The 12,190-nt window shown below is 54.5% G+C and carries 14 protein-coding genes; 7 read left to right on the top strand and 7 right to left on the bottom strand.

Going from position 1 to position 12,190, the window contains the following annotated elements; translation table 11 throughout:
- Positions 1-124: 124 nt before the first annotated feature.
- The 3 genes from IE091_RS00935 (at position 125) to IE091_RS00925 (ending at position 3,374) form a co-directional block, all read left to right on the top strand.
- Positions 125-2,440 (top strand): PqqD family peptide modification chaperone, encoded by a 2,316-nt coding sequence (locus IE091_RS00935; protein ID WP_189462581.1) that lies wholly within the window; start codon positions 125-127, stop codon positions 2,438-2,440.
- Positions 2,441-2,494: 54 nt separating this feature from the next.
- Positions 2,495-2,743: a hypothetical protein gene (locus tag IE091_RS00930; RefSeq protein ID WP_189462580.1), complete on the top strand. Its 249-nt coding sequence runs from the start codon at positions 2,495-2,497 to the stop codon at positions 2,741-2,743.
- 73 nt (positions 2,744-2,816) lie between these two features.
- A complete protein-coding gene (locus tag IE091_RS00925) occupies positions 2,817-3,374 on the top strand; it encodes a DinB family protein (RefSeq protein ID WP_189462579.1) in 558 nt (185 codons plus the stop codon).
- Positions 3,375-3,445: 71 nt separating this feature from the next.
- Here the strand turns inward: IE091_RS00925 and IE091_RS00920 are convergent, their stop codons facing one another.
- The 3 genes from IE091_RS00920 to IE091_RS18390 form a co-directional block, all read right to left on the bottom strand.
- Positions 3,446-4,447, bottom strand: a complete 1,002-nt coding sequence (locus IE091_RS00920; RefSeq protein WP_229800677.1) for a L,D-transpeptidase family protein — start codon at positions 4,445-4,447, stop codon at positions 3,446-3,448.
- Between the two features lie 74 nt (positions 4,448-4,521).
- Entirely contained in the window at positions 4,522-5,319 is a 798-nt protein-coding gene (gene lgt, locus IE091_RS00915; RefSeq protein ID WP_189462577.1) for a prolipoprotein diacylglyceryl transferase, read from the bottom strand.
- 602 nt (positions 5,320-5,921) lie between these two features.
- Complete coding sequence (locus IE091_RS18390; protein ID WP_229800657.1) at positions 5,922-6,602, bottom strand: c-type cytochrome; 681 nt, start codon at positions 6,600-6,602, stop codon at positions 5,922-5,924.
- Positions 6,603-6,795: 193 nt separating this feature from the next.
- On the opposite strand from IE091_RS18390, the gene IE091_RS00905 reads away from it, so the two are divergent.
- The 4 genes from IE091_RS00905 (at position 6,796) to IE091_RS18555 (ending at position 8,753) form a co-directional block, all read left to right on the top strand.
- Positions 6,796-7,350, top strand: coding sequence for a carboxymuconolactone decarboxylase family protein (locus IE091_RS00905; protein WP_189462576.1), 555 nt, complete (start codon positions 6,796-6,798; stop codon positions 7,348-7,350).
- A gap of 62 nt (positions 7,351-7,412) precedes the next feature.
- Positions 7,413-7,979, top strand: a complete 567-nt coding sequence (locus IE091_RS00900) for a sigma-70 family RNA polymerase sigma factor (protein WP_189462575.1) — start codon at positions 7,413-7,415, stop codon at positions 7,977-7,979.
- On the top strand, positions 7,976-8,434 hold the full coding sequence (locus IE091_RS00895; RefSeq protein ID WP_189462574.1) for a thioredoxin family protein: 459 nt from the start codon (positions 7,976-7,978) through the stop codon (positions 8,432-8,434). Before IE091_RS00900 ends, IE091_RS00895 begins: the two co-directional genes overlap by 4 nt.
- Positions 8,435-8,543: 109 nt before the next feature.
- Positions 8,544-8,753, top strand: coding sequence for a zf-HC2 domain-containing protein (locus tag IE091_RS18555; RefSeq protein ID WP_308428112.1), 210 nt, complete (start codon positions 8,544-8,546; stop codon positions 8,751-8,753).
- Between the two features lie 216 nt (positions 8,754-8,969).
- Here the strand turns inward: IE091_RS18555 and IE091_RS00885 are convergent, their stop codons facing one another.
- The 4 genes from IE091_RS00885 to IE091_RS00870 all read right to left on the bottom strand — a co-directional run bounded on the left by IE091_RS00885 (position 8,970) and on the right by IE091_RS00870 (position 12,152).
- Positions 8,970-9,437, bottom strand: a complete 468-nt coding sequence (locus IE091_RS00885) for an S-ribosylhomocysteine lyase (RefSeq protein WP_039175540.1) — start codon at positions 9,435-9,437, stop codon at positions 8,970-8,972.
- Positions 9,438-9,488: 51 nt separating this feature from the next.
- A complete protein-coding gene (locus tag IE091_RS00880; protein ID WP_016916271.1) occupies positions 9,489-9,839 on the bottom strand; it encodes a putative quinol monooxygenase in 351 nt (116 codons plus the stop codon).
- 61 nt (positions 9,840-9,900) lie between these two features.
- Positions 9,901-10,578 (bottom strand): haloacid dehalogenase type II, encoded by a 678-nt coding sequence (locus tag IE091_RS00875; protein WP_189462573.1) that lies wholly within the window; start codon positions 10,576-10,578, stop codon positions 9,901-9,903.
- 140 nt (positions 10,579-10,718) lie between these two features.
- Positions 10,719-12,152: an aspartate aminotransferase family protein gene (locus tag IE091_RS00870; RefSeq protein WP_039175536.1), complete on the bottom strand. Its 1,434-nt coding sequence runs from the start codon at positions 12,150-12,152 to the stop codon at positions 10,719-10,721.
- Positions 12,153-12,190 lie beyond the last annotated feature (38 nt).

Raw genomic sequence — 12,190 nt, 5'->3', positions numbered from 1 at the left:
AGCTGACAATAGAGTTTGGCTATATGGCACTCGCCAAGGGCACAAGAAAATAATCTGCGTGACGCTGTAAGTATTTTGAAAGTGGCCTCACTGAACATCAGCACAATGCAACAGGAGCACTGCCATGCCGCCTTCCACCCCACGCGCGTCTGAGTCAGCGCCCACCTTTTGGCTCAGCGGTAAGCGCCATGCCGAGCAGGATCATTTTTTCCGTCGCACCTTAGAAGCTCAGCAGTGGAAGGAAGGGGATGAATGCCACTGGCAGGCTGCTTGGGTAACCGGCATGCCTTTGAAGCGTGCTTTCCAGCACACCTCTCCCACGTGCAAAATGAACCATATTCCTGGTAATGCGGCGCTCACCGTCAAGAGCCGCTTGCACGAAAGCCTGAGCGGCTTGCGCGAGCGCATGCGTCACGCCTTCGGGGATGACCATGAGACCGTGGCGCGGCTAGACTTTTTTCCACGTGCCTATGAAATGCCTCACGACTACCCGGCCTTGATCGAAGATGCCTCGGCCAACCCGCATAAACACTGGATTTTAAAGCCCACCAACGCTTCCAAAGGGCAGGGAGTTCGTGTTCTCAAGGACCCCACCACAGCCCCTCTCACCCCCAACTGGCTGGTGCAAGAGTACGTCGCGAACCCGCATACCATTCGCGGGCACAAGTACGTGCTGCGTCTTTATATGCTAATCGCCAGTATCGATCCGCTGCGGGTGTACCTGTATGACCAGGGATTTGCCAAGCTAGCCTCTGAGCCCTGGGACCCCGACGACATCGACAACCCCTTTAGTCAGTTAACCAACCCAGATATCAATGCCTTGAATATCGGGGCTGAGATCCCTGTCGAGTTTATTGATCTGGAACGCTACCGAGAGTGGTTGCGCGATCAGGGACATGATGACGACGTGCTGTTCCACCAGCTGCGGGATCTTGCCACGCTCACTGCGCTCTCGGCAGCGGATACCATGCGGTTACGCACCCAAGAGGATGGCGCAGACCCTATGGGCTGTTACGAGCTAATTGGCTTGGACTGCTTGGTGGATGATCAACTGAAGCCGTGGATCTTGGAGTGTAATTTAAGCCCGTCGCTCGGTATCTGCGCGAAACCAGAGCATGGGGGTACCGTCGAAGAGGCGGTGAAAGGCGCCCTAGTGAGCGATATGCTCAGCCTTGTAGGGCTCTACCCACGGGTGACAACCCCCTATATAGACGCAGAAGCGCTGGCCGCTGAACGCAAGCGGTCAGGAGGGTTTGTGCCTCTCTATCCTGCGGCCACCTTAGAGGCCACGCTGGGTTACTTACCGTTCATCGGACTCCCCAGCCTCGCCGATTACCAGCTGGCTTCACCTGAGCTTCAGCAAGCTATCGCGTTTCGTGCCTACGGGGTGAGTGAGCTGATTGAAGGCGACCAACTGGCGCTTTATCACCACCCAAGCGGCCTCTACTACCAGTTAAATGATAGCGCTGCCTTGATGTGGCTAATGGCTAGCGAGGGCGAGTCTATCGAGCAGATGATCGCGCACCTCACCGCCGCCAGCGGGGGGCAAATAGCAAAAGAGCAGTTGATGTCCGACCTATGGGCAACGTTGACCCCTTGGTATCAGCACGGTCTCTTGACACTGCATACGGCTACTTCAGACGAGCCCAAGGTCTATTCAGAGCGCACAGCATCTACCGCGTGGCAAACCACTTTTTATTTTGCAGGGCGGCAGTGGCTATTAACGGCCCCTAGCGGTGCTATCGCGGAGCATTTAGCGCGCGCCTTATCGCCATTGGCGAAAGGCGTGCATGACGCCGCCTCACCCGCCGAGCCTTTACACCTATTAGAAAGCGCCAACGGTTACTGCCTCACCAACCATAGCCGCGTCATCAGTGCTCGCCTTAAACGGCCCGATATTCTGGATGCCATCACCCGCTACTGCATGAAGACTGCGTCTCGTGCAGGCGAGTTAACGCTCGACATTGCGCTACTGGGCAATACCCAGCAGCAATTCGCCTGTGTTTTACCGGCCCAAATGTCCCCAGGCGTACTCGATACACTGGCGCAAGTGGCCACGCAGCACGGCTTGAGCGTCACCCGTGGGGCACGACTGTCCCCCCAGTCACCCACGCGCCTTGTTCCACTGAATCTTCCGCTCAGTGATCACGATTGGACGCCTCTGCCTCATCAACCGTTAGAGACACCTCTTGTCGTCATCGTCCTCTCCGCGGATGCTGACACGCTGCCCGAGCCGCTCTCTTCTTTGTCTTTGCTAGGCGCGCTGTTACCGACAGCGTATGAAACAGAACACCACCTCAGCGTCGAATCGCTTCAGGCATTGCAAACGCTGTGTCAGCGCTCAGAGCAGGTATCACTCAGCTTGGCCTCTCAGGGTCATGATCTGGGCGCATGGCTGAGCCGCCACGTATTACAACCCACTTCCCATGCCGCTGTGTAGCGGTGGGTAAGATGCGCCATTTGGCGCAATAATCGCGACCATAGGAGAACGACCATGTCTCAACATGAAGCAAAACGCCGGTTACTCAGCCGTTTGAGCCGTCGGTTTGGCTACACGGCTCCCGCCCTCGCGCTGGTAGCGAGCGGTTTGGCGTTTCAAGCCCACGCTGATGAGCCGACCGACAGCATGACTAACGTTCAGCAAGCCCCCATGATGCTAGCGGAAGGCGGTGCTGAAGGCGGCGGTGAAGGCGAACGACCAGAAGGTGAAGGAGAAGCCGAAGGCGGCGCTGAAGCCGGTTAACACTGTACCGACTGCTTAATCCGTTGTGCTGAGCTGGTGCTTCGACCAGCTCAGCTTATGAGGATCCTTCGCTATGCCCGTGACATCGCTGCCCGTCTCAAAATGCCAATTTCCCTGCCAACCGTTGGTTGAAGAGAACACGCTCTCGCTCACACAGCTGCAGTCGCTCGTGGCCTCTCTTGCTAGCACGTCGTATAGCCAACTATTTGGCAGCCAGTCAGTGGGAAAACATGTTCGCCACATCATAGAGCACTACCAAACGCTGCTGGCGGGATATGCTAACGCGCCCCATGTGGATCAGATTGATTATGAGCAGCGCCCACGAGAAGAGGCACTAGAAGAGAACCCAGCGGCAGCCGCCAATACGATTAACGCGCTACGAAGCGCTCTTCACGCATTGAGTAATAAGCCCACGGATACCCCCTTGATACTGAACTATCCCGTTGGCCATGAGGGCCATGCGTATCCGCTCGCCTCTAGTTTAGGAAGAGAGTTGGCGTTTCTTACCAGCCATACTGTGCATCACATGGCACTGATTCGCTTACTGTGCGACACCCTAAGTGTCGCGGTACCCGAGGACTTTGGTGTTCACCCCTCCACGCTGCGCCATTGGCGGCAACACGATCATTAAATAGCGTGTTACCAAGCAGTGATCGCGTACCGCCATGGCACCGACGTGCCATGGCGCTCTATACAGTCTCGTTACCCGTAAACACAATGCGTTGCACTGGTCTGGCTGATCATTTGGTAAATATCCATATCGGTGACCGGCTCAGCGTTTTCCTCTTCAGACACATAGAGCGAGGAAAGTGACCAAATCTGGTCGTCTGATTGCTCGAACCACTGGTTCACCTTGTCGGCATCTAATAAAGCCAGCTCGTCTTCCGCTATTAACGACTGAGAAAGCAGCAGCGCCTTCAGCGATTCCAGGTTGGCTTGCTCATCGTCAAGGGTGTTGAACACCTGCACGACCACATCACCCTCTTGGCCACTGCCTACCTTAATAGGCTCATCAATGATATTGACCTGCGTTCCCGTAGGCACGTTATCGAAAATTGAGCCAATGTCTTCCGGATACATCCGTATGCACCCTCGGCTGGCCCGCATGCCAATTCCGTCGGGTTGGTTGGTACCGTGGATTAAATACCCAGGTATATCCAACAAAATAGCATGCTCACCCAGCGGGTTATCTGGCCCAGGCGGCACCACGGCGGGTGCGGGTTCGCCGCGCGCCGCCGCCTCTTCACGCATGGAGCGCGGCGGGTACCAAGCAGGATTTTCAAGGCGCATGGTCGTTTGTGTGATACCCAATGGCGTATCGTAGCCATCACGACCGATACCTATAGGATAGGTCTCCACCCAAGGGGTTTCCCCTTGAGGCACATCTGGATAGTAATAGAGCCTTAATTCCGCCACGTTGATGACGATGCCCGTGCGTGGCACATTGGGCAGAATGTGTTGCCTTGGAATGGTGACAGCCGTCCCTTCCCCAGGCACCCAAAGGCTTACATCGGGATTGGCCGCACGGATCTCTTCGTAGCCCACTTTGTGCGTTCGTGCGATATCAATCAGCGTGTCTTCTTCATTAGCAAGCACTTGATAGTATTGACCGATGACATCGCCACTGTCAGGCAGCGGATAGTGGTGATCGGGCACCGTCGTTTCCTCTGCACTCACCCATATCGGCCACGTCAACGCGCTCATTAATGCGGCGTTACGTACCGCCGCGACACTCTGTTTCAACATCACTTTTTTTACCTTCTGACACATAACAGCACTCATTGTGTTACCTCCTTAACATTGGCAGCAGGCTGATAACGTGACCACAGCATTAACCCCAGCCCCCCTACTATCATCGGTAGCGTAAGCGCATGGCCCATGGTGACCCAGTCGAAAGCGATAAACCCAAGATGGGCATCGGGCATACGCACAAACTCCACCGCAAAGCGGAATACGCCATAGCCGAATAGGAATGCCCCGGATAGTAATCCCCTTTGACGAGGACGACGTGATAACCAGAAGAGCACAACAAATAGCACCACCCCTTCTAGCAGCATCTCGTATAGCGCAGAGGGGTGGCGTGGCTCAGGCCCTACCTGCGGGAAGATCAGCGCCCACGGCACATCTGTCACACGGCCTGGAAGCTCTTGATTAATAAAGTTGCCCAACCGCCCAGCGCCTAAGCCAATGGGCACAAGAGGAGCCACAAAGTCAGCGATATCGATAAACGCCAGTCGCTTTTTGCGCGCAAAAAAGAGCGCTGCCGCGATCACGCCAACGAGGCCACCATGGAAGCTCATGCCTCCATCCCATACCTGGAATACCCACAGCGGGTCGCTTAACCACTGCTCAATGCCATAGAACAGGGCGTAGCCCAATCGGCCGCCAACAATCACGCCAACAGCGCCATAAAAAATCAGATCACTAATGTCATCTTTACTTAGGCCCAAGTCGTCGGCACGCCAACGTCCCAACCACCATGCAGATAAGAACCCCACCACATACATTAATCCGTACCAATGAATCACCAGTGGCCCAAGCGCCACGGCAACGGGGTCAATCGCCGGATAGTCCATTGCTTTCTCCGTTTTTCTAACAGGCATACCGTGATATCACGGGGTATCCCCGTGAACGCCAAGCGGTATGAAAAAGCGTTTAAGGTGCTAGAAAGACAAGAAAAAGCGGGGAGGTTTCTCTAATTGCTCAGGAAGGGATTGCGGGTAAGGCACCTTCATCAACCCTTGTGGGGAAGGCGTTAGCACAGGGCCTGACATCGCGCAGGCACTCGCAGGTGCAAAGGGAGAACAGGAGGCGTCGGTATGCTCGGCGGCCTGCTCTAAGGCAGAGAGAGAAAGGCAGTGGGCGTCAGCCACACTAGACACTGACACAGACGCATCGACTAAGCAGCTGCCTTTGACAATGCTGCTCACACTGGCTCCTGATAGCATAACGATGACCACCATCATCATGGCAGCCAGTTGCTTAGCTAGTCCGTTACGCATTTTTCGCCATGTCAGCCAACCTTCGATGTCTAGCTACCAGTGTCTTTTTGCCATGCCCTCTTTACCCAAGCGAGCAAACGCGAGTGAATGTTTTTACCACAAAAAGAACAGTCAGTCCAAAAGGCGACTTCAAGCTCAAGGCTAAAAGCCGCCCTACTTTTCTAAATCCTGCGGGTCTACCTATTACAGTGCCCCTCTACCTCGCCTGTGAAGCGTTGCTGTGCGTGAACCACATACGCCGCCAAGGCCGCTAGCTCCTCAGAATCCCAAGGGAGTGGGTCCGCTGCCATCGGCGCTACCATGCACAGTTGAACCATTTCGTCGGCATGAACGGTCTCCATGCCAAACATGTTGGTTCCCATTGCGACGGGATGAGGAAACGGCTGCTGAAAGCTCGTTTGAAAACCGACATCGCCTTTTGCGCCATGGCAGCTTGCACATGAAAGTCCATTGGTGCTCAGCGAAACATCGTTAAACAGCGCTTCGCCGTGCTCAATGAGCGATGCCGGGTTATTGCCACGCTCATCATACTGCGGCGTATAGCCGTCAGGCCTTCTCACCAACGCTGCTTTAGGGTGCGGGGCTGCTTCTGCTTCCCCCTCTGCTTCCCCTTCTGCTTCTGCTTCGCCTTCTGCCTCGGCTTCGCTACCCGCCTCGGGACTTGCCTCCGCCGAGCGGTGGCTGCTCGCCAACATGATGCTCGTAGATGACACTTCTTCTGCCAAAACGGTTTGTTGCGCCGTGAATGTTTGGAACATAACGCCGCCTGCTACCAAGGCAATGGCTGGGGCAGAGTAGCAAAGCTGTTTACGCAGACGGTCAAGCAATTGGCTTCGTAGATCACGATCTAGGCGCATAGCGATCACCTGTCGATAGAATTGTTATTGGGGCATGCGCTTCTCTGTGATCGAGCCGTAAACATCCTTACACACGTCACTCAAAAAAGAGCATTGCCTTTTTTGAACCGAATGTTCCATAATCTAACAGCGTTCAGGCATGACACCGACGTGATGCCTTCACCGATTATTCATCGTACAGGAGGAGGTTGTAATGGCTGATTTTCCGCTTCACACCACGGATAGTGCTCCTGAAGCTGCCAAAGCCAACTTGCAGGCTGCCGAGAAAAAAATGGGCTTTTTGCCCAACATTTTTGCCAAGATGGCAGAAGCACCTACCCTGCTGGAAGCCTACCTCACGCTTGATGGCATCTATGCCAAAACAAGCTTGAGCCCCGTCGAGCAACAAGCGGCTTTGCTGGCCATCAGTGCTGATAACCAATGCTCTTTTTGTGTAGCGGCTCATACGGGCGGTATCAAAAAAGCAGGCGCGGATGATGAATTAATTAAAGACTTACGCTCTCGCAAGACCCCCAACGACGCGAAAATTGCGGCGGTGACCCGTTTTGCTCGTCATCTAAACGCACAACGCGGTTGGGCAGAACAAACAGAAATCGATGCCTTTTTAGAAGCGGGTTTTTCGCACCAGCAAATCTTAGAACTGGTCATTGCCTGTGCGTTAAAAACGCTGTCTAACTACACGAACCATGTCGCTGGAACGCCACTTAACGAAGAATTAAAGCCACTTGCTTGGACCGCTGACACTTAAATCGATCTCTGTGGCCGCCATAGCGGCCACTTCGATACCGTTCTCTAGGGATACACCTGACGATGACGCTGTTACCTATGAATGATCACATCGCCGCCCTGCGACCAAAGCTTATTTCCTTTGCACGGTTACAGCTGAGAGATCACACGGCAGCGGAAGACACTGTTCAAGATACGCTCATCACTGCGATTGAAAAACAAGACACCTTCAGCGGCCGGTCTGCCTTTGAAACATGGGTGTTTGGGATTTTAAAAAACAAGCTTCTTGAACGAATACGATACGAACGCCGCTACATTTCATGGCAAGACGAAGAGTATAGCGACGAAGACTCCTTCGAGAACTTGTTCAAAGAAAATGGACGATGGCAAGCCGCCAGTAAACCTCAGCGCTGGGGTGAGCCTGATCAAATGTTAGAAAATGCGGCTTTCTGGCAACTGTTAGATACCTGTTTGATCGCTCTTCCTGACAACACAGCCCGTGTTTTTACGATGCGCGAACTCATGGATCTCACCACGCAAGAAATTTGCCAAATACTTTCGCTGAGTGAAGCGAATTGCTGGGTCATCTTACATAGAGCAAGGCTTAAATTACGTGCTTGCATTGAAAAAGGCTGGTTAACAGAGAAATGAAGAAGAAAACTTCAACAAAGGCAAACAAGCCGCTAAAAAAAGGCATCAAATTCCGCAAGCTGATGCGCAAAGCAGCCATCCTTCTCGCCTTCCTGGCGGTCCCCATTGCTTGGCTAATCGCCAATGAACAGTCGGCCCGACAAGAATCAGACTTGAGCATCCTGGGAAGTGGTCAGCCGGTGGCGGTACAAGTGCATGATCACAGCTGCCCACTGTGCCAACGTCTCAGAACGAATGCGGAGCAAGCGCTGGACGACATGGAGCAGCCACCGGCGTGGCGAATTGCAGATATCAACACCACCAGTGGTGCCGATTTTGCGCATCGATACGGAGTGGGCCACGTCACGATTCTTCTCTTTGATGGGAAAGGAAATCGCCAGCAGACCATCGAAGGTGTTACTTCCTCACACGATTTACGTAGTGCTTTCGAAAAGCTTATGCAATCGAGCCACTAGAGCCAAACATACTTATCTGATTAATTTAAATATTATGGTAAGGTAAGACACCAAAAATGCACAAAGTCAACCTAAACAAGCATCTTCCCAATACACCATAAAAAACTCGATGGAGGACACAGGTATGATGATGTGTAGAGAAGCCACTCGACTAATGTCACTGAGAATTGAGCAGCCACTAACATTTCAACAGAAAGCTCAGCTAGCACTGCATCTTTCAATGTGTGGAGCATGTCGTCGCTGTGACAAGCAGTTTCGTTTTCTACACGACTCATTCAATCGCCACCCCAGTAAACATGGCGACATTAATAACAAGTAAAGTGTAAGCATCCAGCCACTAACAAGTGACTAGATGCTTACACTTTTAATGATATATTACCCATACAGCCCATCACCGAATTCATGCGTCAAGTCGATAACGCTAGTATCATCAAGCCTTCCTGTGAGCATATTGAACATAGAACCTGCATACACTCTCTTACGAAAACGCCCCCAATGAAGGGGGCGTTTGGCGTTCTAGACTAACGCCAGGGTCTTACGCAAACACCTCAGTCCACTCACCGCGCTTGGCCAGCAGGTTACGCGCCAGTTCCTGGGCACCTTCCAGGCTGTGGCTGGCGGCCCAGCCGCACTGCATTTCGTTGCAGGCAGGCACTTCGGTAGCAGTCAAGACGTCGTTGAGCGTCTGCTCGATGATCGACAGCACGTCGTCGTAATCGTCGTGGTTGATCAACGCGATGTAGAAGCCGGTCTGGCAGCCCATCGGGCTGATATCGACGACTTTATCGGTGTGATTGCGCGACAATTCTGCCATCAGGTGCTCCAGGGAGTGCAGCGCAGGCATCTCCATGTGCTCCTTGTTGGGCTGGCAGATACGCAGGTCGTATTTGTGGATACGGTCGCCGTGCTGGCCTTCCTTGATATCGGCCAGACGCACATAGGGGGCCTTCACCTTGGTGTGGTCCAGGTTAAAGCTTTCGACGTTCATCTTTTTTTCGGTCATGTTGGCTCCGTAGTCGCTCTCGTTCGCGGGGCTATTCTACACGTTGTGCACTCATGACACCTTGGGGGCATCGAAATTCCACGGCTCATCGGTGTAGACACATACGTTGGCGTCTTCGATGTCGCCATCCGGCGACTCGACGTGCTGGGCGAAGAATTCCTGGATCTCTTTACGCTGGCAATGCGCTTCGAACTCTTCACGGCTGGCCCAAATCTCGTGGAACACGATGGGGTAGCTGGTGCCTTGGGCAAACGGGTTATCGATCTGGCGAGTCACCGTGTACAACAGGCAAGCATCTTCACGATGGGCGTTGGGCTCAAGACTTTGCAGTGCCTTGAAGACCGCTTCTTCTTTGCCTGGCTTGGGTTTGAAGCTGGCAGTGCAATAGATTTTTTTCGACATGCTGTCTTCCAGATAGGGAGAATCACGACTCATTATGCGACCAGGAGGTGCAGATACCAACCTATAGCACCATACGATCAGCCAACATTTCCAGATCAGACACCGTCATATCCGGCTCGCCACCCCAAGGGTCGAAGGGCGCATCCGGTTGGCGACGCACCCAAACGCTGCGCAGGCCCGCTTGCGTGGCACCAATCACGTCAAAGGCGTTGCTTGAAATCAGCCAGGTATTTTCTGGGCGCGCTTCAAGCTGACTGCGTAAATAAGCGTACACGGCGGGGTCGGGTTTGAAGCGTTTGATATCGTCCACACTCACCACCGCATCCATATGGCGCTGCACGCCTGCACGGCTCAAGAGCTGGTTCACCGCGTCCGATGTGCCGTTAGAAAACGCCACGCAGCGAATCCCTGCATCGCGCAGCTGGTCCAGCGCAGGCACTACATCGGGGAATGCGGGCAGTTCTGTATACACGGCCATCAAGTGGTCGTGATCGTTATCGGATAGCCCGGCTTGCAGCGCACGGTTCGTAAATACCAGCGCTTCGCGAGTACAGTCAGAAAACGGCACGTAGGCCCCCATTAACCCGCGGCGAAAGCTGTATTCCAGCTGTTTTTCGCGCCAACGCTTGGCGAACTCAAGCGCTTGTGAGGTATCTTTCAAGCGTCGTTCCAGCTCAACGGTGACGCCCTGAGTGTCAATCAACGTGCCGTATACATCAAAGGCGAGTACCGGTTGCATGGTGAGCGTCTCCTCAACGATCAACGTTCTATTGTCTATTTACACTGTCCAGCTATTCACACTGTTCAGCATAGACGCCACGATCAAAAACAAAAACGCCGCTGCATCGGCAGCGGCGCTTAAACGGCTAAAGCAGGCGATTAAACGGTAAAGGCAGCTTCCTGCTGGCCGGTTTTCAGATCACCAGAGCGCACCAGCTCATCGGTCACGCGATCGATGGCGCGCTTGGCACGGCCAATCATCTCGTCTACTTCTCCACGGTTGATGATCAGCGGCGGCGCAAAGCCGAGGATGTCGCCCTGGGGCATGGCGCGGGCAATCAGGTTCTCTTCCATGGCCGCAGCCGCGACGCGCGGGCCAACTTTCAGCACGGGGTCGAAGTGCAGGCGCTGCTTGGCATCCGGTGAGAACTCCAGCGCCGCCATCAGGCCAACGCCGCGCACGTCGCCCAGCAGCGGGTGACCTTCGAAGGTCGCTTTCAGCTGCTGCTGGAAGTAAGCGCCGGTTTCTGCCGCGTTGCCCACCAGGTTTTCGCGCTCGATGATATCCAGATTGGCAAGGCCTGCGGCACAGCCCAGGGCGTGGCCGGAGTAGGTCCAGCCGTGGCCGATGGGGCCGAATTCACCGGTACCCTGCTCCAGCACTTTCCATACCTTGTCGCCGACGATGACGCCGGACAGCGGCTGGTAGGCACTGGTCAGGCCTTTGGCGATGGTGATCAGGTCAGGCTTCATATTGTAGTGGTGGCTGCCGAAGTCGGAGCCGGTACGGCCAAATCCACACACCACTTCGTCGGCAATCAGCAGCACGTCGTACTTGTCCAGGATCGGCTGAATCGCTTCCCAATAGCCCTCCGGCGGCGGCACGATACCGCCAGTACCGAGCACCGGCTCGCCGATGAAGGCAGCCACGGTGTCCGGCCCTTCCTCCAGAATCATGGCTTCCAACTTGTCCGCGCAGTAGGCAGAAAATTCGAGCTCGGTCATGCCATGCTGCTCGGCGGCACGCAGGTAGTAGTGCGGCGCTTCGGTATGGCGAATGGTATCGATGGGCAGGTCGAAGTGGTCGTGGAACGCCTTCAGGCCAGTCAGCGAGCCAGACGCGATGCCTGAGCCGTGGTAACCGCGCATGCGCGAGATGACCTTTTTCTTCTGCGGGCGGCCCAGCACGTTGTTGTAGTAACGCACGATCTTGAGCTGGGTTTCGTTGGCATCAGAACCCGACATGCCGTAGTAGACCTTGGACATGTTGAGGCCTGCGATTTTCAGCACGCGCTCGGAAAGCTCGATTTGCGGCTCGTTGGAGTGGCCCACGTAGGTGTGATAGTAGGAGAGTTCCAGCGCCTGTTTATAGATCGCTTCCGCCACTTCGGTGCGGCCATAGCCGATGTTGACGCAGTAAAGGCCCGCAAAACCATCGATGAACTCGCGGCCATCCTTGTCCACGATGTGGATGCCTTTACCGCCGGTAATCACGCGGCCAGGCAAATCACCATGGGCAAAATCACGCAGGTGCGTAGAGGCGTGGAAGGTGACTTTGCGGTCGCGTTCGATCAGATCCTGATGCAAGCTCATAATGCTCTCTCTGTACGATAAACCTCCCCACAGTTGGG

The sequence above is a fragment of the Vreelandella hamiltonii genome (assembly GCF_014651775.1).
Lineage (GTDB): Bacteria > Pseudomonadota > Gammaproteobacteria > Pseudomonadales > Halomonadaceae > Vreelandella > Vreelandella hamiltonii.
This window is presented reverse-complemented; position numbering and strand designations above follow the sequence as displayed.

Bases quoted from the DNA above. Each gene is read 5' to 3' on its own strand.
- IE091_RS00935 (WP_189462581.1), top strand. From the start codon at position 125: ATGCCGCCTTCCACCCCACGCGCGTCTGAGTCAGCGCCCACCTTTTGG.
- IE091_RS00930 (WP_189462580.1), top strand. From the start codon at position 2,495: ATGTCTCAACATGAAGCAAAACGCCGGTTACTCAGCCGTTTGAGCCGT.
- IE091_RS00925 (WP_189462579.1), top strand. From the start codon at position 2,817: ATGCCCGTGACATCGCTGCCCGTCTCAAAATGCCAATTTCCCTGCCAA.
- IE091_RS00920 (WP_229800677.1), bottom strand. From the start codon at position 4,447: ATGAGCGCGTTGACGTGGCCGATATGGGTGAGTGCAGAGGAAACGACG.
- lgt (WP_189462577.1), bottom strand. From the start codon at position 5,319: ATGGACTATCCGGCGATTGACCCCGTTGCCGTGGCGCTTGGGCCACTG.
- IE091_RS18390 (WP_229800657.1), bottom strand. From the start codon at position 6,602: ATGCGCCTAGATCGTGATCTACGAAGCCAATTGCTTGACCGTCTGCGT.
- IE091_RS00905 (WP_189462576.1), top strand. From the start codon at position 6,796: ATGGCTGATTTTCCGCTTCACACCACGGATAGTGCTCCTGAAGCTGCC.
- IE091_RS00900 (WP_189462575.1), top strand. From the start codon at position 7,413: ATGACGCTGTTACCTATGAATGATCACATCGCCGCCCTGCGACCAAAG.
- IE091_RS00895 (WP_189462574.1), top strand. From the start codon at position 7,976: ATGAAGAAGAAAACTTCAACAAAGGCAAACAAGCCGCTAAAAAAAGGC.
- IE091_RS18555 (WP_308428112.1), top strand. From the start codon at position 8,544: ATGGAGGACACAGGTATGATGATGTGTAGAGAAGCCACTCGACTAATG.
- IE091_RS00885 (WP_039175540.1), bottom strand. From the start codon at position 9,437: ATGACCGAAAAAAAGATGAACGTCGAAAGCTTTAACCTGGACCACACC.
- IE091_RS00880 (WP_016916271.1), bottom strand. From the start codon at position 9,839: ATGTCGAAAAAAATCTATTGCACTGCCAGCTTCAAACCCAAGCCAGGC.
- IE091_RS00875 (WP_189462573.1), bottom strand. From the start codon at position 10,578: ATGCAACCGGTACTCGCCTTTGATGTATACGGCACGTTGATTGACACT.
- IE091_RS00870 (WP_039175536.1), bottom strand. From the start codon at position 12,152: ATGAGCTTGCATCAGGATCTGATCGAACGCGACCGCAAAGTCACCTTC.